23 protein-coding genes are annotated in these 25,699 nt (G+C 65.3%); 16 read left to right on the top strand and 7 right to left on the bottom strand.

Annotated features, from left to right (window positions below):
- The first annotated feature begins 28 nt into the window (after positions 1 to 28).
- The 9 genes from PU724_RS08510 to PU724_RS08470 all read left to right on the top strand — a co-directional run bounded on the left by PU724_RS08510 (position 29) and on the right by PU724_RS08470 (position 9,340).
- Entirely contained in the window at positions 29 to 547 is a 519-nt protein-coding gene (locus PU724_RS08510; RefSeq protein WP_127285905.1) for an A24 family peptidase, read from the top strand.
- A 205-nt stretch (positions 548 to 752) separates the two neighbouring features.
- Positions 753 to 1,565, top strand: coding sequence for a Flp pilus assembly protein CpaB (cpaB, locus tag PU724_RS08505; protein ID WP_127285904.1), 813 nt, complete (start codon positions 753 to 755; stop codon positions 1,563 to 1,565).
- The gene (locus tag PU724_RS08500) at positions 1,562 to 3,091 is read left to right on the top strand and encodes a type II and III secretion system protein family protein (RefSeq protein WP_354420198.1); all 1,530 of its coding nucleotides are present in this window, start codon (positions 1,562 to 1,564) and stop codon (positions 3,089 to 3,091) included. The genes cpaB and PU724_RS08500 overlap by 4 nt, the downstream gene beginning before the upstream one ends.
- Positions 3,092 to 3,105: 14 nt before the next feature.
- Positions 3,106 to 3,843, top strand: coding sequence for a CpaD family pilus assembly protein (locus tag PU724_RS08495; RefSeq protein WP_127285592.1), 738 nt, complete (start codon positions 3,106 to 3,108; stop codon positions 3,841 to 3,843).
- A gap of 29 nt (positions 3,844 to 3,872) precedes the next feature.
- The gene (locus PU724_RS08490; protein ID WP_354420516.1) at positions 3,873 to 5,156 is read left to right on the top strand and encodes a CpaE/TadZ family protein; all 1,284 of its coding nucleotides are present in this window, start codon (positions 3,873 to 3,875) and stop codon (positions 5,154 to 5,156) included.
- Between the two features lie 143 nt (positions 5,157 to 5,299).
- Positions 5,300 to 6,799, top strand: a complete 1,500-nt coding sequence (locus PU724_RS08485) for a TadA family conjugal transfer-associated ATPase (RefSeq protein ID WP_127285594.1) — start codon at positions 5,300 to 5,302, stop codon at positions 6,797 to 6,799.
- A gap of 29 nt (positions 6,800 to 6,828) precedes the next feature.
- Positions 6,829 to 7,842, top strand: a complete 1,014-nt coding sequence (locus PU724_RS08480) for a type II secretion system F family protein (protein WP_127285595.1) — start codon at positions 6,829 to 6,831, stop codon at positions 7,840 to 7,842.
- Between the two features lie 11 nt (positions 7,843 to 7,853).
- On the top strand, positions 7,854 to 8,870 hold the full coding sequence (locus PU724_RS08475; protein WP_127285596.1) for a type II secretion system F family protein: 1,017 nt from the start codon (positions 7,854 to 7,856) through the stop codon (positions 8,868 to 8,870).
- Positions 8,871 to 9,025: 155 nt separating this feature from the next.
- Positions 9,026 to 9,340 (top strand): putative quinol monooxygenase, encoded by a 315-nt coding sequence (locus tag PU724_RS08470; RefSeq protein WP_128272648.1) that lies wholly within the window; start codon positions 9,026 to 9,028, stop codon positions 9,338 to 9,340.
- A 48-nt stretch (positions 9,341 to 9,388) separates the two neighbouring features.
- Here PU724_RS08470 and PU724_RS08465 read toward each other — a convergent pair whose 3' ends face one another.
- Positions 9,389 to 10,210: a tetratricopeptide repeat protein gene (locus PU724_RS08465; RefSeq protein ID WP_127285598.1), complete on the bottom strand. Its 822-nt coding sequence runs from the start codon at positions 10,208 to 10,210 to the stop codon at positions 9,389 to 9,391.
- A 253-nt stretch (positions 10,211 to 10,463) separates the two neighbouring features.
- Here PU724_RS08465 and PU724_RS08460 point away from each other — a divergent pair, with 253 nt between their 5' ends.
- The 5 genes from PU724_RS08460 to pdeM all read left to right on the top strand — a co-directional run bounded on the left by PU724_RS08460 (position 10,464) and on the right by pdeM (position 16,605).
- A complete protein-coding gene (locus PU724_RS08460) occupies positions 10,464 to 11,828 on the top strand; it encodes a leucyl aminopeptidase family protein (protein WP_354420197.1) in 1,365 nt (454 codons plus the stop codon).
- 70 nt (positions 11,829 to 11,898) lie between these two features.
- Positions 11,899 to 12,249: a MarR family winged helix-turn-helix transcriptional regulator gene (locus PU724_RS08455; protein ID WP_127285600.1), complete on the top strand. Its 351-nt coding sequence runs from the start codon at positions 11,899 to 11,901 to the stop codon at positions 12,247 to 12,249.
- Between the two features lie 29 nt (positions 12,250 to 12,278).
- Complete coding sequence (locus PU724_RS08450; RefSeq protein WP_189340441.1) at positions 12,279 to 13,139, top strand: C40 family peptidase; 861 nt, start codon at positions 12,279 to 12,281, stop codon at positions 13,137 to 13,139.
- A 218-nt stretch (positions 13,140 to 13,357) separates the two neighbouring features.
- Positions 13,358 to 15,892 carry a ligase-associated DNA damage response DEXH box helicase gene (locus tag PU724_RS08445; RefSeq protein ID WP_354420196.1) on the top strand — a complete coding sequence of 845 codons (2,535 nt, stop codon included), beginning with the start codon at positions 13,358 to 13,360 and terminating at the stop codon, positions 15,890 to 15,892.
- Positions 15,889 to 16,605 (top strand): ligase-associated DNA damage response endonuclease PdeM, encoded by a 717-nt coding sequence (gene pdeM, locus PU724_RS08440; protein ID WP_354420195.1) that lies wholly within the window; start codon positions 15,889 to 15,891, stop codon positions 16,603 to 16,605. The genes PU724_RS08445 and pdeM overlap by 4 nt, the downstream gene beginning before the upstream one ends.
- Before the next feature lie 13 nt (positions 16,606 to 16,618).
- On the opposite strand, the gene PU724_RS08435 is transcribed toward pdeM, so the two are convergent.
- Entirely contained in the window at positions 16,619 to 17,590 is a 972-nt protein-coding gene (locus PU724_RS08435) for a quinone oxidoreductase family protein (protein ID WP_354420194.1), read from the bottom strand.
- Between the two features lie 93 nt (positions 17,591 to 17,683).
- Here PU724_RS08435 and PU724_RS08430 point away from each other — a divergent pair, with 93 nt between their 5' ends.
- Complete coding sequence (locus PU724_RS08430) at positions 17,684 to 18,562, top strand: LysR substrate-binding domain-containing protein (RefSeq protein ID WP_354420193.1); 879 nt, start codon at positions 17,684 to 17,686, stop codon at positions 18,560 to 18,562.
- 13 nt (positions 18,563 to 18,575) lie between these two features.
- On the opposite strand, the gene PU724_RS08425 is transcribed toward PU724_RS08430, so the two are convergent.
- Genes PU724_RS08425 through PU724_RS08410 form a run of 4 tightly spaced genes read right to left on the bottom strand, consistent with a single transcriptional unit; the run spans position 18,576 to position 23,365 of the window.
- Entirely contained in the window at positions 18,576 to 19,511 is a 936-nt protein-coding gene (locus tag PU724_RS08425) for a dimethyl sulfoxide reductase anchor subunit family protein (RefSeq protein WP_354420192.1), read from the bottom strand.
- A gap of 10 nt (positions 19,512 to 19,521) precedes the next feature.
- Entirely contained in the window at positions 19,522 to 20,256 is a 735-nt protein-coding gene (locus PU724_RS08420) for a 4Fe-4S dicluster domain-containing protein (RefSeq protein ID WP_127391119.1), read from the bottom strand.
- On the bottom strand, positions 20,253 to 23,183 hold the full coding sequence (locus PU724_RS08415) for a molybdopterin oxidoreductase family protein (RefSeq protein ID WP_354420191.1): 2,931 nt from the start codon (positions 23,181 to 23,183) through the stop codon (positions 20,253 to 20,255). The genes PU724_RS08420 and PU724_RS08415 overlap by 4 nt, the downstream gene beginning before the upstream one ends.
- Positions 23,180 to 23,365 (bottom strand): hypothetical protein, encoded by a 186-nt coding sequence (locus PU724_RS08410; RefSeq protein ID WP_127285692.1) that lies wholly within the window; start codon positions 23,363 to 23,365, stop codon positions 23,180 to 23,182. Before PU724_RS08410 ends, PU724_RS08415 begins: the two co-directional genes overlap by 4 nt.
- 96 nt (positions 23,366 to 23,461) lie before the next feature.
- Here PU724_RS08410 and PU724_RS08405 point away from each other — a divergent pair, with 96 nt between their 5' ends.
- Entirely contained in the window at positions 23,462 to 24,370 is a 909-nt protein-coding gene (locus PU724_RS08405; protein WP_127393354.1) for a LysR family transcriptional regulator, read from the top strand.
- 15 nt (positions 24,371 to 24,385) lie between these two features.
- Here PU724_RS08405 and PU724_RS08400 read toward each other — a convergent pair whose 3' ends face one another.
- Positions 24,386 to 25,642, bottom strand: a complete 1,257-nt coding sequence (locus PU724_RS08400; protein ID WP_354420190.1) for an Hsp70 family protein — start codon at positions 25,640 to 25,642, stop codon at positions 24,386 to 24,388.
- Positions 25,643 to 25,699 lie beyond the last annotated feature (57 nt).

The following is a 25,699-nucleotide window of genomic DNA, read 5'->3' as shown; positions in this document are numbered from 1 at the left end:
CTAGAACTCGACCGCAGGCACCGCGCCCATGCTTGAAGCCCTCATCTTCGTCGTCTTTCCGTTCTGCATGCTGTTTGCCGCGATCTCCGACATGCTGTCGATGACGATCGCCAATCGCGTGTCGGTGCTGCTGGTGGTGGTCTTTGCCTTGGTGGCGCCGCTGACGGGGATGGATTGGGCCGCCTATGGCTGGCATTTCGCGGCGGGCTTCCTGGTGCTGGCCGTGACCTTTGGCCTGTTCGCGCTCGGCGGCATGGGCGGCGGCGATGCCAAGCTGCTGGCCGCCACCGCGCTGTGGATGGGCTTCAACATCCATCTTGTCGAATACCTGGTGATTTCGACCTTCATCGGCGGGCTGCTGACGGTCGCCATCCTTGCTTACCGGAAATCGGCACTGGCGGACTTTACCGGGCACAATCCCTTCCTGCGCCATTTCGCCGACCAGACGACCGGCGTGCCCTACGGCATCGCGCTCGGCATCGGCGGTCTGATCGTCTTTCCGGATTCTCCGCTGATGGTATGGGCGCTGGAAAGGCTGGCCGCCTAGCCCCTTGCCATCGCGCGTACGAGTTATCCGGTTTTGGACTGGGCGGCTTGGCCGCCCTTTTCGCATCCCGGAGGGCGGTTCGTTCTAATTTATGTAAACCTTAAATTAATCACGATCGTAAGCATTGCATTAACCTTGTTTTGACGATTGCGGCTGCAAAGTCCGCCCTGGCTAGGTGGTTTGCCATAGGCGAGGGTTCGGACAGATGCCAGCATCCCGACTTATAATACTGAGCGTGGCGGTGGCCGCGGCGGGCGGCGCGGGTTATGTCGCGAAGAACATGGTGGCGGTTCCGCCGCCCCGGGTCGTCGTCGATAGCCCCCAGGCGCCGGCCATAGCGCTGCAGGACGTGCTCGTCCTGTCCGGCGATGTCGCTATGGGCAGCCCGCTGGAGAACAACATCAGCTGGGAGTCGTGGCCGGCCGACGGCATCAACGCCAATTTCATCACCCGCGCCGCGGAGCCCGATGCCGTGGACAAGCTGAAAGGCTCTGTCGCCCGCGTGGCGATGTACACGGGCGAGCCGCTCAGGCGCTCCAAGCTGATCGGCGAGGGCCAGAGCTTCATGTCGTCGATCCTGCCCAGCGGCATGCGCGCCGTCGCCACCGCGATATCGGCCGACACATCGGCCGGCGGCTTCATCCTCCCCAATGATTTCGTCGACGTGATCATGACCCGCCGTTCCGACACCGGAACGGGCGGCAGCGGGTTCACCACCGAGACCATCCTGAAGAACATCCGCGTCCTGGCGATCGACCAGACCATCCAGGAGGATGAGGAAGGCAAGAAGACCAGGGTCGGTCAGACCGCCACGCTTGAGCTGTCGCCGCAGCAGGCCGAAATCATCACGGTCGCGCAGCAGATGGCCGATCGCCTGACCCTGGCGCTGCGTCCGATCACGGACGCTCACGAAAAGAATCTGGGCGAGGCCGACTATCTCGTTTCCGGCAACGGCCGGCGTGGCACGGTGCGGATGATCAAGTCGGGCGAAGTTTCCGAAGTGGGAGCAAGGAAATGAGGCTAAAGGGTAAACTGCCCTTCATGGCGGCAGCGGCGATCGGCCTGTTCCTGCTCGGCACCAACGCGCCCGGCATGGTCGAGGCGAAGGCCGCGAACCGGAACGCCCAGGTGTCGGCGTCCACCGCCGCACAACGCGTCAAGCTCGGTCTCAACAAGTCGGTGGTCATCGACCTGCCGAGCGATGCCTATGACATCCTGGTCGCCAATCCCGCGGTCGCCGATGCGGTTACCCGGACCGCGCGGCGCATCTATCTGTTCGGCAAGGCCGTGGGCGAGACCAACATTTTTGTCTTCGGGCCCAATGGCGAGCAGATCGTCAGCCTCGATCTGGCGGTCGAACGCGACGTCGCCGGGCTGGAGGACTACCTCAAGCGCTTCCTGCCGACGTCCGAGATCAAGGTCGAACTGCTGAACGACAACGTCGTTCTGACCGGAACCGTGGACACGCCTCTCGACGCCAAGCGCGCCGTCGACCTGGCGACCATCTTCGTGTCCGGCGGTGAAGCCACGACCGGCCAGTATTCGCAGACCGCCGCCGGCGGATCGGCCAATGGCGGCGTCGACATCAACAACCCCGACCAGGAACGCCGCGTCTCGAAGATCGTCAACCTGCTGCAGATCATCGGCGACGACCAGGTGACGCTGAAGGTGACCGTGGCCGAGGTCAGCCGCTCGGTGATGAAGCAGCTCGGCGTCAACATGGTCGGCAGCGGCGGCAGCAACGGCATTTCCTGGGGCGCGCTGAGCGATACGTTCAGCGGCCTCGGCAAGCCGATCTCGAACTCGGGCTTCAACGTCGGCACCTCGGCGATCCAGGCCTACATCAACGCCATGGAACAGGCCGGCGTCATGAAGACCCTGGCCGAGCCGACGCTGACCGCCGTATCCGGCGAGAAGGCGACCTTCAAGGTCGGCGGCGAGTACAACATGGTCAACAGCGTCAGCGCCAACGTGTCGACCGACAACCAGACGGGCAACAGAACCTATTCGATCGAGAAGATCGAATACGGCATCGGCCTGGAATTCCAGCCGGTAGTGCTGTCGCCCGGCCGCATCAGCCTGAAGGTCAGGACCTCCGTATCGGAGCCGACCACGGAGGGATCGGTGTCGCTGTCGGCCGGCGGAAGGAGCCAGGGCATGAATGCGCTGTCGCTGCGCAAGCGCCTGGCGGATACGACGGTGGAACTGCCGTCCGGCGGGTCGATGATGATCGCCGGCCTCGTCCGCGACGACGTCAGGCAGGCCGTCAACGGCTTGCCCGGCCTGACCAAGATCCCGGTGCTCGGCACGCTCTTCCGCAGCCGCGACTTCGTCCGCAACGAGAGCGAGCTCGTCATCATCATCACGCCCTATCTGGCCAAGCCGGTCGCGCGCAACGAACTTGCCAAGCCGGACGACAACTTCAACGCCCCGAGCGACGGCGCAGGCATGTTCCTTGGCCGCGTCAATCGCGTCTACGGCACCATGCAGACCGACAGACCCGCCGGCCGCTATCACGGCGTTGTCGGGTTCATCTACAAGTGAGCGGGGAAGCGGACATGTTTCAGTCGACATCGAACACCACCGCGGCGCCGGCAAGGTCCGGTCGCGAGCGGATCCGCCGCTCCGTAGCCCCGGTCCTGGCGGTCCTGCTCGCCGCATCGCTCGCCGGCTGCGCCGGCTGGAAACGCGACAGCGTCACGGTCGGCGCCATCCCCGACGACTATCGCACCAGCCATCCGATCGTCATCGCGGAAAAGAACCAGAAGATCGATCTTCCCGTCGGCGCCGGCGATCGCGGCATGACCGGCGCCCAACGCGACACGCTGCTCGGCTTCCTCGACGGCTATGACAAGAGTGCGGCCCCGTCGCTGACCATCGCCGTCCCGAGAGGCTCGGCCAACGAGGTAGCGGCCTTGGTGGCCGGTCGCGATTTCGCCCGGGTCGCCGCCGCCTCCGGCGTCAAGCGCGGCCGCATCGTCATGACGTCGTATCAGTCGGCGGTTCCGGAAGCTTCGGCCCCGGTGCGCGTCGCCTTCGTGGCGGTGAGGGCGCAGACGGACAGATGCGGCCGCTGGCCGGAAGACCTGCTGCAGAATTCGGAAAACAAGCACTACGCCGACTTTGGCTGCTCGTACCAGAACAACCTTGCCGCCCAGATGGCCAATCCCAACGATCTGCTCGGGCCGCGCAAGCAGTCCGACATCGACGCCGAAAATCGCGGCGCGGTGATCGACCTTTACCGCTCGAGAGGCATTTCGAACGAATTCCTCGGCAACTCGGAAGTGACCTACTGAGTGGCGCAAGTCAGGAAGAGAGCATGACAATGAGCAATCTTGCCTATGACGCGTCTGTGGATGGCGGCGATACATCGCAACAGGACATCGCCGCGATGCAGGCATTGCGGCCGGTGCCGCGCATCTCGATCCAGGCATTTTGCGAGACCGAGGGCGTCGCCAGTCCGGTCCGCCTCGCCGGCGACGACCGGCGCATGGCGAAGGCCCATCTGAAGGTTCATATGGGCGGCATCGCCACGGCGATCGAGTTCTACCAGTCGGCGCCGACGCCGAACCTGATCCTGCTGGAATCGCGCAGCGAGCCGAAGCAGCTGCTGGAGCAGCTCGCCCAGCTTTCCGAATATTGCGATCCGTCCTCGAAGGTCGTGGTGATCGGCCACTACAACGATGTCGGCCTCTATCGCGAACTCATCCGCTCCGGCATTTCCGAATATGTCATCGCGCCGGTGTCGATGACCGACATCGTCAGCGTGGTCTCGTCGATCTTCGTCGATCCGGAGGCCGAACCGATCGGCCGCTCGATCGCCTTCATCGGCGCCAAGGGCGGCGTCGGTTCCTCGACAATCGCGCACAATGTCGCCTGGGCGATGTCGTCGCTGTTCAAGTCCGAGGTGGTCGTCGCCGATCTCGATCTTGCTTTCGGAACCGCCAACATCAATTTCGATCAGGATCCGGCGCAAGGTATCGCCGAGGCGGTGTTTTCGCCTGAGCGTGTCGACGAGGTCTATCTCGACAGGCTGCTTGCGCAATGCGCCGAGCACCTGTCGCTGCTCGCCGCTCCGTCCACGCTCGAACGGGTCTACGACTTCGATCCCGATGCCTTCTCGCAGCTCATCGACACCGCCCAGCGCAGCGCACCGCTCCTGGTCCTCGACGTGCCGCATATCTGGTCAGGCTGGAGCAAGAGCATCCTCGTCAAGGCGGATGAGGTGGTCATCACCGCGACGCCGGAGCTGGCCAATCTGCGCAACACCAAGAACATGGTGGACATGCTGAAACGGCTGCGCCCGAACGATCCGCCGCCAAGGCTTGTCATCAATCAGGCAGGCGTTCCGAAGCGTCCCGAGATCGGACCGACGGACTTTTCCGAACCGCTCGGCATCACGCCGATGGCGGTCATCCAATTCGAACCGCTGCTGTTCGGCAACGCCGCCAACAACGGCCGCATGCTGGGCGAGATGGACGCCAAGAGCCCGATCGTCGGCATCATCGACGAGATCGCGCATGTGCTGACCGGGCGCAGCGAAATCAAGATCAAGAAGAAGGCGGGCCTCGGCTCGCTTCTCGGCAAGCTCTCGCGCAACAAGAAGTGACGCACCCAGAGGCGGATGATTTCAGGTCGAATGGACCTGAAATCTGAATCCGCCTCTAAATCGAAGAAAGTAGAGCATGATGTCGTCCGAAAGCCGCTTCACACTTTTCGGCATCCTGCTCCGGGCGGAATTGGTAGTCGATCATGTTTGGTAAGAGAGGCTCTGACGACGGCAACCGGTCCAAGCCGGAATTCCGCCAGCCGGCACCGGGCCCCGCGGCGCCGGGATCGGCGGATACGGCTGTTCTTGCGCGCCCCGCCGCGCCGGCGCAGTCGGGAGAGTTGGCCGCCCAGCCCGCCCGTCGCCCGGTCGAGCCGCCGCCGCTGGCGCCGGAGCCGAAGAAGGTCCAGCGCGAGCGCAGCGAGACCTACTACGACACCAAGAGCCAGGTCTTTTCCGCTCTCATCGACACGATCGACCTGTCGCAGCTCGCCAAGCTCGATCCCGAAAGCGCGCGCGAGGAAATCCGCGACATCGTCAACGACATCATCGCGATCAAGAATTTCGCGATGTCGATCGCCGAGCAGGAACAACTGCTCGAGGACATCTGCAACGACGTGCTCGGCTACGGTCCGCTGGAGCCTCTGCTTGCCCGCGACGACATCGCCGACATCATGGTCAACGGCTCCAAGAACGTCTACATCGAAGTCAACGGCAAGGTCGAACAGACCAGCATCCGCTTCCGCGACAATCAGCAGCTCCTCAACATCTGCCAGCGCATCGTCAGCCAGGTTGGTCGCCGCGTCGACGAATCGAGCCCGATCTGCGACGCCCGCCTTCCCGACGGTTCGCGTGTCAACGTCATCGCGCCGCCGCTCTCCATCGACGGCACCGCGCTCACCATCCGCAAGTTCAAGAAGGACAAGCTGACGCTCGACCAGCTGGTCAAGTTCGGCGCGATCTCGCCGCAGGGCGCCGAGGTCCTCAAGATCATCGGCCGCGTCCGCTGCAATGTCGTCATCTCGGGCGGCACCGGCTCGGGCAAGACGACGCTGCTCAACTGCCTGACCAACTACATCGATCGCGAGGAGCGGGTCATCACCTGCGAGGACTCGGCGGAACTGCAGCTGCAGCAGCCGCACGTGGTTCGCCTCGAAACCCGTCCGCCGAACCTTGAAGGCGAGGGCGAGGTCACCATGCGCGACCTGGTCAAGAACTGCCTGCGCATGCGGCCCGAGCGGATCATCGTCGGCGAAGTGCGCGGACCGGAAGTGTTCGACTTGCTGCAGGCGATGAACACCGGTCACGACGGCTCGATGGGAACGATCCACTCCAACAGCCCGCGCGAGTGCCTGAACCGTATCGAATCGATGATCGCGATGGGCGGCTACTCGCTGCCGCAGAAGACCGTGCGCGAAATCGTCGTCGGCTCCGTCGACGTGATCATCCAGGCGGCCCGCCTGCGCGACGGATCGCGGCGCATCACCCACATCACCGAGGTGATCGGCATGGAGGGTGACGTCATCATCACCCAGGACCTCATCCTCTACAACATCAAGGGTGAGGACGCGAGCGGCAGGCTGATCGGCGAGCACGTATCGACCGGCATCGGCCGCCCGCATTTCTGGGATCGTGCCCGCTATTATGGCGAGGAGCAGCGCCTCGCGACCGCGCTCGAGGCCATGGAGAAAAACGCTGGCTGAGGTATCTGGAGGCGTAGGGGCTCTGGTCGATGTTCGGAATTGACAGCACCGTATTGGCGTTTGTCGTGCTGGCCGGCTTCAGCGCCGGGGCGGTGGCCTATGCTTTCCTGTTCAACCGCATCAGCAACGAGAAGCAGGTCGGCAAGCGGCTTGAGACCATCAAGACCGCCGAAACCGACCGCTCCGTCGTCAAGGCCTCGCGCGACCGCGCCGCCGAGGCGGTCAAGCGGCGAAAATCCCTCCAGGATTCGTTGAAGCAGCTCGACGAGAAGCAGCGATCCAACGATCGCATCGTCAAGAAGCCGCCGCTGAAGGTGCAGATCCGCCAGGCCGGCATGCAGGTTTCCATCGAACGCTTCTACATCTACTCGGCGATCTGCGGCATCGTGCTCACGGTGCTCGCCTATCTGGCCACCGCGCCCTTGCTGGTGCTGCCTGGCGCATTGCTGGCTGGCGGCCTCGGCCTGCCGCGCTGGTTCGTCTCGTTCCGCCGTACCCGCCGGGTCAAGGCATTCCTCAACGAGTTTCCCAACGCCCTCGACATCATCGTGCGCGCCGTCAAGTCGGGCCTGCCCCTCAACGACGCCATCCGGCTGATCGCCAACGAATCTCCGGAGCCGGTCAGGACCGAGTTCCGCCGCATCATCGATTCGCAGCAGATGGGCATGTCGATCCCCGATGCCACCATGCGCATGTCCGAAACCATGCCGTGCGCGGAGGCTGGCTTCTTCGGCATCGTCATCCAGATCCAGTCGCAGGCCGGCGGCAACCTCTCCGAGGCGCTGGGCAACCTCTCGCGCGTGCTGCGCGACCGCAAGAAGATGAAGGCCAAGGTGCAGGCGCTGTCGATGGAGGCGAAGGCTTCGGCCGTCATCATCGGCGCCCTGCCTTTCGTCGTCGCCTTCCTCGTCTACCTGTCGAGCCCGAACTACATCATGCCGCTGTTCACCACCAGCACAGGCAACCTGATCATCGGCTGTTCCCTGGTCTGGATGTCGATCGGCATCCTGGTGATGCGCAAGATGATGAACTTCGAAGTCTAGGGGGCGTCCACATGACGGACCAGGTCGTCAAATCGCTTACCGATCCCGCCTTCCTGATCGCCTTGCTGGTCGGCATCGCGGTGTTCGCGACGGTCTTCACGCTGTTGCCCGCGCTCGGCGGCAACCAGCTCAAGTCGCGCATGAAATCGGTGGCGCTCGAGCGCGAGGAGTTGCGCGCCAAGCAGCGCGTGCGGCTGGCCAACGAAGCCGATCGCCGCCGCAAGGGCCTGCGCGAGGAACAGTCGATCGGCATGCGCAACATCGTCGAGCGGCTGGATCTCAGGCGCGCGCTGGCCGATGAGGGAACGCTGCAGAAGCTCAAGGTGGCGGGTTTTCGCGGCCAGAATCCGCTGACGCGCTTTCTCTTCTTCCGCCTGGTTCTGCCCTTTGTCGGTTTCGCCCTGGCGGCCGTCTACCTTTTCGTGCTCGGCGGCCTGCCCCTGCAGCCGCCCTTCATCAAGCTGTTCGTCTGTGTCGTGGTTGCCTATGGCGGCTTCTACGCGCCGATCCTTTACGTCAACAACCGCGCCACCAAGCGCAAGCAGTCGATCCAACTGGCCTGGCCCGACGCGCTCGACCTGATGCTGATCTGCGTCGAGTCGGGCATGTCGGTCGAGGCGGCGCTGCGCAAGGTTGCCGACGAGATCGGCGGGCAGTCGGTGGCGCTCGCGGAAGAATTCGTGCTTACCAACGCCGAGCTCTCCTACCTGCAGGAGCGCAAGGTGGCTTACGAGAATCTCGCCAGCCGCACCGGCCTGGAATCGGTCAAGTCGGTGACGCAGGCGCTGGTCCAGGCCGAACGTTACGGCACGCCGGTCGCGCATGCGCTGCGCGTGCTGGCCTCGGAAAGCCGCGACATGCGCATGAATGCGGCCGAGAAGAAGGCAGCCGCCCTGCCGCCCAAGCTCACCGTGCCGATGATCCTGTTCTTCCTGCCGGTGCTGTTCGCCATCATCCTGGGACCGGCCGGCATCCAGGTCAGCCAGCGCGGCATCTTCGGCGATCAGCACAACACCAGCAGCCAGTAAGGCAGCCCGGACGCTGACGAAAAAGCTGCGCTTGACGCCGGCAATGGCCGCTGGCGTGACTGACAGGCTTTGAGAGATCAGTGATATTGTCGCGCTGATCGAGAAGAAGGCAGCCGAGACGCCGGCTGCGCGCGCCGAAGCAAACGGGACAGCCAATGATTGTGAGGATAGCGGAGCTGGAGATCGACGCCGACTGCCTCGACGCCTACGCCGCCCTTATCGCTGAAGAGACTGAAGCCTCCGTGAGGCTGGAGCCCGGGGTGCTTTTTCTGTTCGCGGTTTCGGTCAGGGAAAGCCCGCATCTCGTCCGCGTCATTGAGGGCTATGCCGATCAGGCGGCTTATGAAATGCACCTGACCACGCCGCATTTTCTCAAATACAAGGCCGAGACCGCCGGTATGGTGAAGTCTCTCCGTCTCATCGAAACCGATCCGATCTCGCTGAAAGCCAAAGCTCAAATCTGGAACTGAGCCACTGCCGATGACCTTGAAGAATCGGCTGACGCGCCGGCGTTGCCGTCAGTTGGTCGCGGCCTTGTCCTTGTCCTGGTCCTTCAGCTGGCTCCAGGCGTTCTGCTGGGCGAGCATCTGGCGCAGATAGGCGACATTGGCCTGCGCCTGGTCGGGTGAGAGTTCCTGTGAGGCGATCTTCTCGGCCTCGTCGAAGCGGCCTTGCAGGCCGACGACCAGCGCCAGGTTCTGGCGCACGCGGCTGTCGGCGTTGGGCTGCTGGGCCGCTGAGCGCATGTAGGTCTCGGCCGTGCGCAAATCGCCTTCCAGCACATAGGACATGCCGAGATTGGACAGGATCGAGGGTTCGTTCGGCTTGAGGTCGAGCGCCTTGCGATAGTCCTGGCGCGCCTCGTCCCGCTGGCCGAGCTGGTCGAGGATCGCGGCCTCCGCCGACACCAGCCGCCAGTCCGGATATTCCGGCGTCTGCGCGCGGCGCACGGCGTCCAGCGCCGGCTCGAACTGCCCGTTGGCGGCGAGCGCCTTGCCGTAGGCGGCGAGCACGTCGCGGTCCTTGGGCAGCGCGATCGCCAGCTTGCGCATGACGGCAAGCGACTGGTCGGCATCGCCGTCCATCTGCAGCGCCGCCGCGTAGTTGGTGGCGATCCGTTTGTCGGTGGGGTTCTTGGCATAGGATTCGCCAAGCCTGGTCGTTGCGCTGTGCAACTCGGTCGCCGACATGGTCTCCAGCGGCTTGCTGTTGGAGCGCGTGATCGAGCCGGTGGTGAACTTGCTGGTCCCGCAGCCAGCGACACTTGCCGCGAGTGCTGCCATGAAGACCGTGGTGATCAGCCGCTTGCCCGTGGTGTTCATCAAACCGTTGATCAGCATCGGCCTGCGGCCTCCATCCATCTGCGGCCTTGCGTGGCCGTCTTCCCTCCCGAAGAAATATTCTGTTAACCCTAACGGACAGTTAAGAAAGGCCCCTGAAGCTCCCATTGTCCCTACTGTTAGGGCAGGCCCACCGTTGCGCGGGTCGAACGGACGATACGCTGACCGGCGCCGTCGCCCGAATTCTCGTTGGATTTTTCTGACGCTTCTGCCAGTGAACAATGACCAAGCGTCCTTAGCCGGAGACCATCGAATGCCAGTCGAACTCGTCGAGACGAAATCCACGGCCGCGCTGCCGGTTCATCTGGTCACCGGCGGCGGCCTCGAGGCCGCCGGCCTCGCGCCGGCCGCGATTGCCTGGGCCAGGGCCAACGGCTTTTCCGGCGAGGCCGGCAGGACGCTGACCTTGCCCGGCGAAGACGGCGCGCTCGCCGGCGCCTTGTTCGGCCTTGGCGACGGCGAGGGCACGCTTGCCGTTGGCGCCCTGGCGAGGGCATTGCCCGAAGGCGACTGGCATTTCGCCACCGAGCCGGCCTGGCCGGATCTGGCCGCGACCGGGCTGGTGCTTGGCGGCTATGCCTTCACCCGCTACGGCAAGAAGCCCGGCAAGGCGCTGCGCTTCGTGCTGCCGGCGGGTGCCGATGCCGCGCATGTCCGCCGCATCGCCGATGGCGTTTTCCTGACCCGTGATCTGGTCAACACGCCGACCAGCGACATGGGGCCGGACGAGCTGGAAAGGGCGGCGCGGACGCTGGCCTCGGCGCACGACGCCGAGGTGTCGGTGATCAAGGGTGACGATCTCTTGAAGCAGAATTTCCCGATGATCCATGCCGTCGGCCGCGCCTCATCCGGCGCGCCGCGGCTGATCGACCTGCTCTGGGGCTCGCCGGATGCGCCGAAGGTGACGCTGGTCGGCAAGGGCGTCTGCTTCGACACCGGCGGCCTCGACATCAAGCCGTCCGCGGGCATGCTGTTGATGAAGAAGGACATGGGCGGCGCGGCCAACGTGCTTGGGCTGGCGTCGATGATCATGGCTGCCAGGCTCAACGTGCGGCTGCGCGTCTTGATCCCGGCGGTCGAGAATTCGATTGCCGGCAACGCCTTCCGGCCGGGCGACGTGCTGACGAGCCGCAAGGGCATCACCGTCGAGATCGGTAACACCGATGCCGAAGGGCGGCTGGTGCTGGCCGACGCGCTGGCGCTCGCCGACGACGAGCAGCCCGAGCTGCTGGTCGACATGGCGACGTTGACGGGTGCCGCCCGCGTCGCGCTCGGCCCGGACCTGCCGCCTTTCTACACCGGCGACGATACGCTGGCGTCCGAGCTGTCGGCGGCCGCCGTCGCCGTGGAGGATCCGCTGTGGCGCATGCCGTTGTGGCGGCCCTACGATGCAAAACTGTCGTCGAAGATCGCTGACATCAACAACGTCACCACCGATGGCTTCGCCGGTTCGATCACGGCTGCGCTGTTCCTCAAGCGCTTCGTCGAGAAGACGCCGCGCTGGGCGCATTTCGACATCTTCGCCTGGAACCCGTCCGATCGCCCACACGGCATCACCGGCGGCGAGGCGCAAGGCATCCGGGCGCTGGAGCGGATCATCTCGAAGCGATTTGCGTGACGCATCCGGGACGGCCGCAAGATGCCGCCACTGAAACGGAACCGAAACAATTTGCCGGCATGCTGGCGCGATGTCGATCTCGATGCGCCCGAGCCAGGCCCTCAGACTGTGGCAGCAGGTAATGCTGTCGCAGGTGCGCGACGGCTCGCCCGATCTCACCATGCGCCAGACGGCGATCCTGTTCACCATCTATCTCGACCCGCCGCCGCACACGGTGCGAGGGCTGGCCGCCCGGCTCAACGTCACCAAGCCGGTCATCACCCGCGCGCTCGACACGATGGGGGCGCTGAAGCTGGTGTCGCGCCACCGCGACGAGCTCGACAAGCGCAACGTCCTGATCCGGCGCACGGTCGAGGGAGCGCTCTTTGTCGAGCGTTTCGGCGATGGTATCATCGCCAGGGCCCATGAACTGCCCATCTGACCGATTGTCCATCTGACCGAGTGCTCGATTTGACCGCCAGGGATGCCCGCCTTCACGCCTTCCGTTCCGATCTCGCCGATGCCAGGCTGAAGGGAGAGGTCTCAGCCGATCGTTTCGTCGCCGGCCGGCCGGCGCGGATCTCGGTGTCCGTCGCCGACCTGCGCAAGGCGCCGCGCCCGGATGCCGGCGTCAACACGCAAGCCTTGTTCGGCGACGACGTGCTCGTTTTCGAGGACAGCGCAGGCTGGGCCTGGATCCAGGCCGAGCGTGACGGCTATGTCGGCTATGTCGCCGACACGGTGCTCGGTCCACGCGAGCAGGCGCCGACCCATATCGTTTCGGTGCCGCGCACGTTTCTGTATCCCGGCCCCGACCTGCGCTTTCCGGTGAGCGGCCAATTGTCGATGGGATCGGCGGTGACGGTGACCGGCGCCGCCGAAACGCGCGGCACGCACTATGCTCTCTTGTCGTCGGGCCAGGCGCTCATCGCGGCCCATCTGCAGCCTGCCGGCGAGACTGCGGCCGACTATGTTTCGGTGGCGGAAAGTTTTCTCGGCACGCCCTATCTCTGGGGCGGGGTCTCGGGCTTCGGCATCGATTGTTCCGGCCTCGTGCAGTTGGCGATGCGCATGGCCGGCAGGGACGTGCTGCGCGATTCCGACATGCAGGCGGCCTCGATCGGCAAGCCGCTCGATCCGGGGCCGGACTTCACCGGCATGCGGCGCGGCGACCTCGTCTTCTGGAAAGGCCATGTCGCGATCATGACCGATGCCGACACCATGATCCATGCCAACGGCCACACCATGCTGGTCTCGCGCGAGGGACTGAAGGACGCCGTCGCCCGCATCGGCTATCTCTATGGCGGTCCGACGGGGTTCCGGCGACCGTGATCTTTCCTTCTCCCCGTTCACGGGGAGAAGGTGCCCGAAGGGCGGATGAGGGGCGCGCGAACCCCTGATTGTTCGCGCTGACGACCAACCTCTGATCGCCGGCGCCGCCCCTCACCTGCCTGCCGGCATCCTCCCCCCGTAAATGGGGCGAGGAAGGATGATCCCCTTTTGTTCCGATTTTCCTTGGCGTTCGCGCGCCGTCGCGCTACCTCTGGCGGGTGACAGAGCAGCCGCGCCTTGCCGAACAGAATGCCGCAGTGGTCCTGCCCGAACCATTCGTCAGATGGTTCGCTGAAAAGGGCTGGGCGCCGCGTGCCCATCAGCTCGAGCTTTTGGCGCGGGCTCAGGCCGGCCAGTCGGTGCTGCTGATCGCGCCGACCGGCGCCGGCAAGACGCTGGCCGGTTTCATGCCCTCGCTCACCGAGCTCGCCAACCGTCCCAGGCGGAAACCCGGCCAGACGCATCGCGGCATCCACACGCTCTACATCTCGCCGCTCAAGGCGCTCGCCGTCGACATCGAGCGCAATCTCGGCAAGCCGGTCGAGGAGATCGGCCTAGCTGTAACTGTCGAGACGCGCACCGGCGACACGCCCTCGCACAAGCGCCAGCGGCAGAAGCTGGCGCCGCCCGACATCCTGCTCACCACGCCCGAACAATTGGCGCTGCTGATCGCGGCCGGCGACGCCAGGCGCTTCTTCGAAGATCTGCGCTATGTCGTGCTCGACGAGCTGCATTCGCTGGTGACTTCGAAGCGCGGCCATCTCCTGGCGCTCGGCCTGGCCAGGCTGCGCAACTTTGTGCCCGGACTGCAGACGATCGGATTGTCGGCAACGGTGGCCGAACCGGACGAGTTGCGGCGCTGGCTGGTCAGCCAGAATCCACCTGATGACATGGCCGAACTGATCGTCGTCACCGGCGGCGCCAAGCCGGAAATCTCCATCCTCGATTCGGAAGAGCACGTGCCGTGGGCGGGACACTCCGCCCGTTACGCCACGCCGGAGATCTATCGCGAGATCAAGCGCCACAAGACGACCTTGCTGTTCGTCAACACCCGTAGCCAGGCCGAGCTGTTGTTCCAGGAACTATGGCGGGTCAATGAGGACACGCTGCCGATCGCGCTGCACCACGGTTCGCTGGATGTCGCGCAGCGCCGCCGCGTCGAGAAGGCGATGGGCGAGAATGCGCTGCGCGCCATCGTCGCCACCTCGACGCTCGATCTCGGCATCGACTGGGGCGATGTCGATCTGGTCGTTCATGTCGGCGCGCCGAAGGGGGCCAGCCGGCTGGCGCAGCGGATCGGCCGCGCCAACCATCGCATGGACGAACCGTCGAAGGCGATCCTGATCCCCGCCAACCGCTTCGAGGTGCTGGAGTGCCGGGCGGCCCTCGACGCCAACTATCTTGGCGCGCAGGACACGCCGCCGCTGGTCGATGGCGGGCTCGACGTGCTGGCCCAGCATGTCCTGGGTTGCGCCTGTGGCGCGCCATTCCACGCCGACGCGCTGTTCGAGGAGGTCAGATCGGCGGCGCCTTATGCCAGCCTCGACCGGCCGACATTCGACCGGGTGATAGATTTCGTCGCCACCGGTGGCTACGCCTTGAAGAACTATGAGCGCTACGCCCGCATCCGCCTGAACAAGGACGGCATGTGGCGCGTATCCAATCCTCGCGTCGCCCAGCAGTACCGGCTGAACGTCGGCACCATCATCGAGGTGCCGGCCCTCAACGTGCGCTACGTGCAGGCCGGCAGCAAAGGGTCGGCTTCGCGCGGCGGCCGGGTCCTCGGCAAGATCGAGGAGGCGTTCCTGGAGACGCTGACGCATGGCGATACCTTCATGTTCGCCGGCAAGGTGCTGCGCTTCGAAGGCATTCGCGAGAATGAATGCTTCGTGTCGAACGCGCCTGGCAGCGATGCCAAGGTGCCCTACTACGGCGGCGGCAAGTTTCCGCTTTCGACCTATCTCGCCGAGCAGGTGCGCGCCATGCTGGACGATCCGCAGCGTTGGAAGAAGCTGCCGGAGCAGGTCGCCGACTGGCTGCGCTTCCAGGCCGACAAATCGGTGCTGCCCAAACGCGATGACCTTTTGATAGAAACCTTTCCGCGCGGCAACCGCCACTATCTGGTCGCCTATCCGTTCGAGGGCAGGCTGGCGCACCAGACGCTCGGCATGTTGCTCACCCGCCGGCTCGACAGGGCAGGCGCCAGGCCGCTCGGCTTCGTCGCCACCGACTATGCGCTTGCCATATGGTCGCTGGCCGACATGGGCATGATGTTCAGGGCGAAAAGACCTTCCTTGCCCACCCTCTTCGACCAGGACATGCTGGGTGACGATCTCGAGGCGTGGTTCGCCGACAGTTGGCTGCTGAAACGCACCTTCCGCAATTGCGCGCTGATCTCGGGACTGATCGAGAAACGCCACCCGGGCAAGGAGAAGAGCGGCCGCCAGGTCACCGTATCGACCGATCTCGTCTATGACGTGCTGCGCAGCCACGAGCCCGATCATATCCTGCTGCAGGCGACGCGTGCCGATGCGGCGACTGGTCTGCTCGATGTCAGCAGGCTTGCCGAGATGCTCTCGCGCATCAAGGGTCGAATCGTGCATAAGAATCTCGAGCAGATCTCGCCGCTTGCCGTGCCGATCATGCTCGAGATCGGCAAGATGCCGGTGCATGGCGAAGCGGACGAAACACTGCTGATGGATGCGGCGACGCTGGTCGAGGAGGCCATGGGGCCGGGAATGAGCGAGGCATGAATTTTTCGCTGACACGCGCATCGCTGATCGCCGAGGCCGATCTTGTCGGCATCGCCGGCGAACGCGCGGTCTGCGATCCCCGCGGCGTGCTCTACTTCCCCGATCTGCGGCTGCTCGCGGTCTCGGATCTGCATCTGGAGAAGGGCTCCTCCTTCGCCAGGCGCGGCGCGCTGATCCCGCCCTACGATACCGGTGCGACGCTGCTCAGGCTGCAGGCGGTGATCGCCGACTACCAGCCGGCGATCGTCATCAGCCTTGGCGATTCTTTCCACGACGGCGGCGGCGCGGCGCGTATGCACGAAAGCTTCCGCGAGCGACTGGAAAGCCTGATCGCCGGCCGCGACTGGTTCTGGATCGCCGGCAACCACGATCCGGACGCGCCGGCCGACCTGCCCGGCGAGACCGTGCGCGAGCTTGCCATCGGTTCTCTCCTCTTCAGGCACGAGCCGTCCAAGGTGCGCGTGGAGGGCGAGATATCAGGCCACCTCCATCCTTGCGCCCGGATCGTCCAGCAAGGGCGCTCGGTGCGGCGGCGCTGCTTCGCCGCCGACGGCGGCCGCATGATCATGCCGGCCTTCGGCGCCTATACCGGCTCGCTCAACGTGCTCGACCGCGCCTATGCCGGCCTGTTCCGTCGCGAGACGCTGATGGCCTATATGCTCGGCGCCGAGCGCATCTTCGCCATTGCCGGCTCGATGCTGCGGCCGGGCTGAGCTGAAAATTGCTTTAGGGAAGCATCACGGTTGCGCCGGTCGTCTGCCGCGCTTCGAGCCGGCGATGCGCTTCGGCCACTTCGGCGAGCGGCATCCGGGCGTGCATGGGGATTTTCACGGCACCGCTCAGCACGACGCGGAAGAGTTCTTCGCTCATGGCGACGACGTCCTCGCGCCTGGCGAGATGATGGAACAACAACGGCCAGGTGGCGAACAGCGAGCCCTTCTGCATCAGCAGCATGATGTCGAACGGCGGGATCGATCCTGACGCCGTGCCGAAGCTGACGAAGGTGCCAAAGGGCCGCAGGCAATCGAGTGAGGCGGGAAAGGTCGCCTTGCCGACGCCGTCGTAGACGACGTGACAGCCTTCGCCACCAGTGATCTCCCTCACCCGCGCGGCAAGGTCGTCCCTGCCATAGTCGATGACATGGTCGCAGCCATTGGCGCGCGCGAGTTCAGCCTTCTCAGGCGAACCGACGGTGCCGATGACGGTGGCGCCGAGATGCTTCGCCCATTGCGTCAGGATGAGGCCGACGCCGCCCGCCGCGGCCTGCACGAGGATGGTGTGGCCCGCCTCGGCGCGAAACGTGCGGCGCAGCAGATATTGCGCCGTCAACCCCTTCAGCATCATCGCCGCGCCGGTCTCGAAGTCGATGGCGTCGGGCAGATGGACGACAAAATGCGCCGGCACGATGCGTTCCTCGGCATAGGCGCCCAGCGTCTCGACATAGGCGACACGATCGCCGGGCGCGAAGCCGCTCACCCCTTCGCCGACGGCGACGATTTCGCCGGCGCCTTCATTGCCCGGCGTGAATGGCAAAGCGGGCGGCGCATATTCGCCGGTGCGGAAATAGATGTCGACGAAGTTGAGGCCGACCGCCCGGTTGCGCACGCGGACCTCGCCGGTTCCGGGCTGGCCGATGTCGACATCTTCATAGGCAAGCACATCTGGGCCGCCATGGCGGTGGACGCGGATCGCTTTCATGGATTTCTTCCTTGCGCTGTCTCGTGGCAGGGAGATAGCGCGTGGCGCGATATCATTGTAGGTTGATATCCATGACATCAGAGTTCAAGGATCATGATATCTGACCAGATTGGCATCGACCTTCTTCGCACCTATGTGGCGGTCTGCCGGCAGGGCAGCCTGAGCAGGGTCGCGGCGCAGACCGGCAGAACCCAATCGTCGCTGAGCATGCAGATGCGGCGGCTCGAAGGATTGCTGCAACGGCACCTGTTCCGACGCACCGGCCGCGGCGTCGTGCCAACCGCGGAGGGGGAACTTTTTCTGGGATACGCGACCCGCATCCTGGCTCTGGGCGATGAGGCGGTGGCGCGCCTGCAGCAGGCCGGCATAGGCGGCGGGGTGCGCATCGGCCTCGCCGAGGAGGTCACGACGGCGGCGCTGTCGGCAGCGCTCGGTCGGCTTCATCGCACCTATCCCGACATCAGCATTGACGCGACGGTCGAGCACAGCGTCGCGCTGGGACGGCTTTGGAGTGAGGATGCGCTGGACGTCATGATCGCCCCGACGTCCGTCGTCGCGGCCGATGCCCTGACGACGTGGAACGTCGAACTGCAGTGGGTCTGCGCCCAGGACTACGAACTGGATGCGGAGCGGCCGCTCGATCTCGTCGCCTTTGGCGCGACCTGCCCTTGGCGCAGGCGCATGATTGAGGCGCTGCTTGCCGCCGGCAGGGAGCACAGGATCGGCTTGTCGTGCCAGAGCGTCACCGGCCTGCAGGCAGCGATCGAGAATGGGCTGGGCATCGGGCTGCTTCCGCCCGAATCGGTGCGCACTGCTTCGATGCGGGTGCTGAAGACATCGACTGGCGTTCCCGACACGCTCACGGTCCAATACGGTCTTTACGCACACGACCGACGGACAGCCGTCGTCGATGCCGCGATCGAGATATTGCTGAAGGACTTGCCGGCTGCGTCACGGGCACGGGCCGCATGACGGGGAGAACGCGCTACCGGCCGTAATAGAGGGTGACCGTGTGCTTCGCCTCGGCGAAGAACAGCCAGCGCTCGACCAGCATGCCGGCGAGCTGCAGCAGAGCGGCGATCACCGAGAGCACAGCGGCAGCCGGCCAGGTCAGAACGAATGCTCCGGCAAGCAGCAGGGCCGGTAAGGCAAAGGCCAGGGCCTGCGTGATCCGCCGCAGCTTGGCGGCATGTTTGCGCGCGATGCGAAAACCCATTTCCTTGAGCAGATAGTTTTCCTCGGTATGCGGCCACTCGAGCGACCGCACCGTGCCGCCGGCAAGGCCGGTCGCGGTGTTGGCCGTGGTCGGGATTTCCAGTTCGTCGTTGTGCCGCCACGTCGCCAGCTTCCAGCCCCAGCCGAGCAAGGTTAGGACCAGCGCGAACGCCAGCACGGCTCTCGATCCGCCACCGAAACCCTGCAGCAACGCGTTGAAAAGCACGCCGCCGGTCATCGCCGAGAAGATCAGGTAGCCGGGCAGGGTGAAGCGGCTGTGCCACTGCGCGATCGGCTTCAGCGAGGCATAGATCATACCGGTGGTGCAGACCGTGGCGACCGCGCCGACAGCCGCCAGCAATCCGGCGACCGCCACCCAGCCGCCGCTGCGGCCCAAGAACACCCAGCCGATGCCGAACAGTCCCGCCGGGATGAAGGTCGCCACCGACGCAACGCCCTCGCGCGACAGCCAGGAACTGCGCCATTGCGAGAACGCCCGCCAGGCGCGCTCCGGTCGGCCGAGATGGCCGGCCGACGACAGAAGGCCGGCCGCGATCAGGCCGAGCGCCAGTCCCATGCCGACGAGCCCGAGCCAGAAGTCGGGTTCGACAAAGCCCAGCCCGCCGAGCACGCCAAGCAGCGCCAGCAGGCCGTAGCCGGCGCCTGTGGCAGTGGTGAAGAAGACGACGGAGAAAGCGGGATGCATGGCAGGAATGCTAGTTCGAAAGCATGCGGTCGATCCAGCCGAGGAAGCCGCCCTCGGCCCGCACCGGCTCCAGCGCCGGCGCCGGCACCTTGGCGGCGCGTTCCGTATGGGCGCGCGGCGGCAGATACTTGTTGGTCGGGCGGTAGCCGAGTTCCGGCATCAGGTCGACGCCGCCGCGCGCCGTCACCAGCTGCGATACGGCTGACGCCGGATCGCCGAGATCGCCGAAATGGCGGGCGCTGGTCGGGCAGGCCGCCACGCAGGCCGGCACGCGGTCCTCCTCGGCCAGATTGTCGTTGTAGATGCGGTCGACGCAGAGCGTGCATTTCTTCATCACGCCGACCTGCGTGTCGAACTCGCGCGCGCCGTAGGGGCAGGCCCAGCTGCACAGTTTGCAGCCGATGCATTTGTCCTCGTCGACCAGCACGATGCCGTCCGACGCCCGCTTGTAGGAGGCGCCCGTCGGGCAGACGGTGACGCAGGCCGGCGTCTCGCAATGCAGGCAGGAGCGCGGGAAGTTGACGGTGCGCCCGCCCATCTCGGTCGTGTGCTCATAAGCGTGCACGCGGTTGAACCAGACGCCGTCGACATGTCCGCCATAGGGATCGATATCGGTCAGCGGCGCCATATGGCCGCCGGTGTTCCATTCCTTGCAGGCGGTGACGCAGGCCTGACAGCCGACGCAGGTGTCGAGGTCGATCACCAGGCCGAGCTTCTTGTCGGTTTGCGCGGGAAGGCAGGTCATTCGGCGGCTTCCCTCTTCATGCGGAATTCGGCGCCGAACTGAAGCATGTCAGGCGAGGGCTGGAAGCGCGGCGGCTCTCGGAAGCGCTCGAACTGCGGCTCGGTGAAGCCCGCTTCCTCCGCCGCGCATTTGACGATCCGCACCCGGACGTCGAACCATGCCGCCTGTCCCGTCACGGGATCGGAGTTCGAATAGCGCTTGCCGCTGGCGTCCGCCGCGGTCTGGTCGCCGATGATGTGGTTGAGCAGGAAGCCGCGATTGCTCTCCGCCGCATCGTCTTTCAGTCCCCAGCTGCCGCGCCGCTTGCCGATGGCGTTCCAGGTCCACACCGTGTCGGGGTTGACGCCGTCGACCAGCTTGATCTGTCCCTTCACCCGGCCGTTGACGCTCTCGATCCATACCCAGTCGTCGTCGACAAGGCCGAGATCTGCGGCGGTCTTGGCATGCACGAACAGCCGGTTCTGGCTGGTGATCTGCCTCAGCCACGCATTCTGCGAGCCCCAGGAATGGTACATGTGCATCGGCCTCTGCGTCAGCGCATGCAGCGGATATTGTTCGAGGTCGACGGCGTCTTCCTCGAATGGCGCGTACCAGAACGGCAGCGGGTCCATGTAGGCTTCGATGCGGCCGCGTTCAGCCGCCGGCGGCTGCACTTTCCCATGGCCGCGCGCGGCCAGCCGGAAGCGCTGCATCGGCTCGGAATAGAGCTGGAAGACGATTGGCTCGGCCTTGGCGATGAAGCCCATCTCAGCCGCGAAGTCGAGATAGGCGCGGTTGCCCATCTTGTAATAACGCTGGTCGGCGGAAAAATCGTGGTGCCAGAAGCCGCCATTGTCGATGTAGCGCTGCAATTGATCGGGATTGGCTTCGCCTCTGCCGATCGAGCTTCCGTCCTTTCCGCGCCAGCCGGCGAGCGGACCGATGCCCGGCGTGCGCTCGTGGTTGACGATGTAGTCGGCATAGTCGCGGTACTTGGCCAAGCCGTCGGCGTTGACGAAACCGGGCAGGCCGAGCCGCGCGCCGAGCTCGATCATCACCGACTGGAACGGCCTGACGTCGCGATCCGGCTCGACGACGGGATGGCGGATCGCATCGCCTGGCCCGTCGGCATGGCTGATCGGCCGGTCGAGCAGGCTGATGCAGTCATGCCGCTCGAGATAGGTGGTGTCCGGCAGCACCAGATCGGCGAACGGCACGGTCTCCGAGTAGTAGGCGTCGGAATAGATGATGAAGGGGATCTTGTAGTCGCCCGACGCATCCTTGTCGGTCAGCATACGAATCGTCTCGACCGTGTTCATCGAGGAATTCCAAGCCATGTTCGACATGTACATCAATAGCGTGTCGATCGGGTAGGGATCACCCGCCCAGGCATTGCGGATGACCGAGTGCATCAGGCCGTGCGCGGCTAAAGGCGCCTCCCAGGAATAGGCCTTGTCGATGCGTGTCGGCGTGCCGGCCCCGTCGACCAACAGGTCATCCGGCCCGCAGACGAAGCCGAGCGGCATGCCTTCCAGCGGCGTCATCGGCCGCACGTCCTTGCCGGCCGGCTTCGGCCCGGGCGGCGCCGGGCGCGGATAGGGCGGCTTGAAGCGGAAGCCGCCCGGCACGTCCACGGTGCCGAGCAGCACCTGCAGCAGATGAATGGCGCGGCAGGTGTGAAAACCGTTGGAATGGGCCGAGATGCCGCGCATGGCGTGCATGGAGATCGGCCGCCCCTTGATCGTCTCGTGCCGGCGCCCGGCCCAGTCTGTCCAGGCCACCGGCAGTTCGATCGCCTGCTCGAAGGCGACATGCGCCAGCTCCGCCGCGATCCGGCGGATCGTGTCGGCGCTGACGCCGCAGCGGCCGGCGACGGCGTCGGGCGAATAGCTGTCGTTGAGATAGCGGTCGGCAAGGAGCTGGAACACCGGAACGCAGCGGCGGTCGTTGACCGTATGGCTGCCGGTCAGCGCCGGTTTCGCGTTGGGGTCGGCAGCCCGGACCGGGGTCTTCGCAACCCTGTCCCAGGCGAGCGGATGGCCGGCGGCGTCGCGAACGAAGAGCCCGTCATCGGAGGCTCCCGGCTCCTGGATGACGAGCACATGGGCGTTGGTGTAGCGCAGCAGATAGTCGAGATCGACGCGGCCGGCCTTGAGCAGCTCGTGGACAAGCGCCAGCACGAACAGGCCGTCGGTGCCCGGCCTGATGCCGATCCAGTCGTCGGCGATGGCGTTGTAGCCGGTGCGGCACGGATTGATCGAGACGACCTTGGCGCCGCGCGCCTTGAGTTTGCCGAGGCCGATCTTGATCGGGTTGGAATCATGGTCCTCGGCGACGCCGAAGAGCATGAAGTATTTCGTGTTGTCCCAGTCGGGCTCGCCGAACTCCCAGAACGAGCCGCCGATCGTGTAGAGGCCGCCGGCCGCCATGTTGACCGAGCAGAAGCCGCCATGGGCGGCGAAGTTCGGCGTGCCGAACTGGCTTGCCCACCAGCCGGTCAGGGATTGCGACTGGTCGCGTCCGGTGAAGAAGGCGAGCTTCTTGGGATCGCTCCGGCGTATCGCCGAGAGCCGCTCGGTCGCGATCGAGAAGGCTTCCTCCCATTCGATCTCACGGAATTCGCCCGAGCCGCGCGGGCCGCTGCGCAACAGCGGCTTCATCAGCCGCGCCGGACTGTAGTGCTGCATGATGCCGGCGCTGCCTTTGCCGCAGATCACGCCGCGATTGACCGGATGGTCCTTGTTGCCGTTGATATAGCGGACCTTGCCGTCCTTGATATGGACGTCGATGCCGCAGCGGCAGGCGCACATATAGCAGGTGGTCTTGGCGATCCGGTCGGAGACGCCTGGCGAAGTGTCGACGCCGTCGCCCTCGTCGGGCGCGCGCGTGTCGGCCAGCGGCCGCTGCGACGGGGCGGAATTTGCGCCGCGCGGCGCGCCGTGGCTCATTGTTCCCGGATGCTCTGGCGGCTCGCGATCTTGGCTTTCGTCTTCGGCCCGGGACCGCGCATATAGTGCTGTTCAGGGTGGTAGCGATCGCTGGCGAGCCGCCGCTTCAGGCCACGGGTCCAGTGCGCGAACAGCGATTTGAAGCGCCCCATCATTTCCAACTCTTGCGGCGCGGCCGCCAATTTTTTCCAACATCCAGTGAAAACTTAGAACAAAGCAATCGATCTGTCTAACAAGTTGCTCTTGTAATTCCGATCGATTTTGCTTCTTAATTGCACATGACCCTTGAACAGTTGCGCATCTTCGTCGCCGTCGCCGAGCGCGGCCACATGACCAAGGCGGCCGAGCTTCTGGGTATCTCGCAGTCGGCCGCCTCGGCTGCCATTCGCGCGCTCGAGCAGCAGCATGGGGTGCGGCTGTTCGACCGCGTCGGCCGCAACATCGAGCTGGCGCAGACCGGGCGCAGGTTCCTGCCCGAGGCCAAGGCGGTGCTGGAGCGCGCTGCCGCCGCCAGCAATGTGCTGGAGCATGTCTCTCAGACGGTCACCGGCAGCCTGTCGATCGCTGCCAGCCAGACCATCGCCAGCTACTGGCTGCCACGCCGGCTGGCTGCCTTCCACGAGGCCTATCCTGCCGTCAGGCTGAATGTCAGCATCGGCAACACCAGCCAGGTCGAGACCCATGTGCTCGACGGCACGGCGGATTTCGGCCTGGTCGAGGGGCGCACCGAATCCGACATCCTGCGCCGCGCCAAGGTCGATGTGGATCGGCTGCTGCTGGTCGTCGCCCCCACGCACCCGAAAATCGCCGAGCATGGGCGCGGCCACCCCGATATCAGGGAACTGCGCTGGATCATCAGGGAAGGCGGCTCCGGCACGCGCGAGGCGCTGGAAGATCTCGCGCGCCGCGAGGCGGTGCCGTTCGCCGATCTCAGGATATTCCTCGTCCTGCCGAGCAACGAGGCGATCCGCCAGGCGGTCGAGGCGGGCGCCGGCGCCACCATCATCTCGGAACTCGTCGTCGGCCGCGCCGTGGCCGAAGGCAGCTTGCGGTCGGTGCCGATCGACCTGCCGAAGCGCGACTTCGCCATCATCACCCACCGCGACCGTCAGCCGAGCCTCGCCCAGATGGCGCTGCGGGCGCATCTGGGTGGAAAAGCGGACTTGCCGCCGCTGAGCAGGGGCTGATCGGGAAGAAGCGTCTCAGGCGAATTTCTGCTGCGCATCCAGCGCCAGCCCGAGCCCGACCGAGCCGAACATGTCGCCCTCGATGACGGAGGCCTGCGGCACCAACGAAAGGATCTGGCGTTTGGCGAGCGGGATCGCGGTCGAGCCGCCGGTCAGGAACACGGCGGTTATGGCGGAGGCGTCGACACCGGCGTCGGCGATCGTCTGCCGGACCGTCGCGGTCACCCGCTCGATGTCGTCCCCGATCGTTGCCTCCAGGCCGCCGCGCGTGATCTCGGCCGCGAAGCGTGCGCCGGGCAGCGAGACCCTCACCTCGGCTGAGGACTGATCCGTCAGCGCGATCTTGGCCCTTTCGACCAGGCCTGCGATCGCGTGTCCGTAGCGGTGCTCGACGATATGGATGAATCGGCCGACGAGATCGGCGCGCTCGGCCTCGAAGCGGATCTGCCTCAGGTCCGTCATCGCCTTCGCGGTATAGACGAGATTGATGCGCTGCCAGGTCGCCAGATCGATGAAATAGCTCGCCGGCAGGTTGCGCTTGCCGTCCTTGGTCGGCGTCAGATAGCCGAGCTCGGGCATGACGTGGGCGATGCTGAGCAGCCGGTCGAAATCGGTGCCACCGATATGGATGCCGCGGTTGGCCAGGATGTCGCCCTTGCGATCGGCCGAGCGCGCGCGTTCGGGCGAGACCCGGACCACCGAGAAGTCGGACGTGCCGCCGCCCATGTCGACGATCAGCGCCAGTTCCTCCCGGGCAACCTTCTGTTCGTAGTCGAGCGCCGCCGCGATCGGCTCGAACTGGAACGCGATGTGCTTGAACCCTTGCGCCCGCGCCGCCTTTTCAAGCTCCCCCTGCGCCCTCGCATCGGCCTCGGCGTCATCGTCGACGAACTGTACCGGGCGACCGAGCACGATCGTCTCGACCGAAGTGCAAGCGTCCTCTTCCAGCCGCTGCTTCAGATGGGCGATGAAGAAGCCGATGATGTCGGTGAAGCCGATCAGGCGCGCCTTGATCCGCGTCTTCTCGTGAGCGAGCGAGCTGCCGAGCACGCTCTTCAGGGACCGCATCAGCCGTCCCTCGATGCTGTCGGTGTAGTCGCTGATGGCGCGGCGGCCGAAATAGGTGTGGCCGTCCTCGAAGTTGAAGAAGACAGCGCTTGGCAATGTAGGCTGTTCACCTTCCAGCGCTATCAATCGCGCCTGCCCGTTCCGGATCACGCCCACGGTGGAATTGGACGTGCCGAAATCGATGCCGCCGAATGCTGATTGCATAGCAGCCTCCTGTCATTGGTTTCGTCGCAGCGGATCGTCGGCGCCGGCAAAGGCGCG

The organism is Mesorhizobium abyssinicae, assembly GCF_049887195.1.
GTDB classification, from domain to species: Bacteria; Pseudomonadota; Alphaproteobacteria; order Rhizobiales; family Rhizobiaceae; genus Mesorhizobium; species Mesorhizobium abyssinicae.
Note: the sequence above shows the minus strand (reverse complement) of the source record. Positions and strands in the feature narration are given on the sequence as shown.

What these genes read in the sequence shown, in the direction of transcription:
- PU724_RS08430 (WP_354420193.1), top strand. Translation starts at nt 17,684, where the DNA reads ATGATATCTGACCAGATTGGCATCGACCTTCTTCGCACCTATGTGGCG.
- PU724_RS08495 (WP_127285592.1), top strand. Translation starts at nt 3,106, where the DNA reads ATGTTTCAGTCGACATCGAACACCACCGCGGCGCCGGCAAGGTCCGGT.
- PU724_RS08420 (WP_127391119.1), bottom strand. Translation starts at nt 20,256, where the DNA reads ATGACCTGCCTTCCCGCGCAAACCGACAAGAAGCTCGGCCTGGTGATC.
- PU724_RS08485 (WP_127285594.1), top strand. Translation starts at nt 5,300, where the DNA reads ATGTTTGGTAAGAGAGGCTCTGACGACGGCAACCGGTCCAAGCCGGAA.
- PU724_RS08455 (WP_127285600.1), top strand. Translation starts at nt 11,899, where the DNA reads ATGTCGATCTCGATGCGCCCGAGCCAGGCCCTCAGACTGTGGCAGCAG.
- PU724_RS08510 (WP_127285905.1), top strand. Translation starts at nt 29, where the DNA reads ATGCTTGAAGCCCTCATCTTCGTCGTCTTTCCGTTCTGCATGCTGTTT.
- PU724_RS08465 (WP_127285598.1), bottom strand. Translation starts at nt 10,210, where the DNA reads ATGCTGATCAACGGTTTGATGAACACCACGGGCAAGCGGCTGATCACC.
- PU724_RS08500 (WP_354420198.1), top strand. Translation starts at nt 1,562, where the DNA reads ATGAGGCTAAAGGGTAAACTGCCCTTCATGGCGGCAGCGGCGATCGGC.
- PU724_RS08475 (WP_127285596.1), top strand. Translation starts at nt 7,854, where the DNA reads ATGACGGACCAGGTCGTCAAATCGCTTACCGATCCCGCCTTCCTGATC.
- cpaB (WP_127285904.1), top strand. Translation starts at nt 753, where the DNA reads ATGCCAGCATCCCGACTTATAATACTGAGCGTGGCGGTGGCCGCGGCG.
- pdeM (WP_354420195.1), top strand. Translation starts at nt 15,889, where the DNA reads ATGAATTTTTCGCTGACACGCGCATCGCTGATCGCCGAGGCCGATCTT.
- PU724_RS08415 (WP_354420191.1), bottom strand. Translation starts at nt 23,183, where the DNA reads ATGAGCCACGGCGCGCCGCGCGGCGCAAATTCCGCCCCGTCGCAGCGG.
- PU724_RS08470 (WP_128272648.1), top strand. Translation starts at nt 9,026, where the DNA reads ATGATTGTGAGGATAGCGGAGCTGGAGATCGACGCCGACTGCCTCGAC.
- PU724_RS08460 (WP_354420197.1), top strand. Translation starts at nt 10,464, where the DNA reads ATGCCAGTCGAACTCGTCGAGACGAAATCCACGGCCGCGCTGCCGGTT.
- PU724_RS08400 (WP_354420190.1), bottom strand. Translation starts at nt 25,642, where the DNA reads ATGCAATCAGCATTCGGCGGCATCGATTTCGGCACGTCCAATTCCACC.
- PU724_RS08425 (WP_354420192.1), bottom strand. Translation starts at nt 19,511, where the DNA reads ATGCATCCCGCTTTCTCCGTCGTCTTCTTCACCACTGCCACAGGCGCC.
- PU724_RS08480 (WP_127285595.1), top strand. Translation starts at nt 6,829, where the DNA reads ATGTTCGGAATTGACAGCACCGTATTGGCGTTTGTCGTGCTGGCCGGC.
- PU724_RS08490 (WP_354420516.1), top strand. Translation starts at nt 3,873, where the DNA reads ATGAGCAATCTTGCCTATGACGCGTCTGTGGATGGCGGCGATACATCG.
- PU724_RS08405 (WP_127393354.1), top strand. Translation starts at nt 23,462, where the DNA reads ATGACCCTTGAACAGTTGCGCATCTTCGTCGCCGTCGCCGAGCGCGGC.
- PU724_RS08435 (WP_354420194.1), bottom strand. Translation starts at nt 17,590, where the DNA reads ATGAAAGCGATCCGCGTCCACCGCCATGGCGGCCCAGATGTGCTTGCC.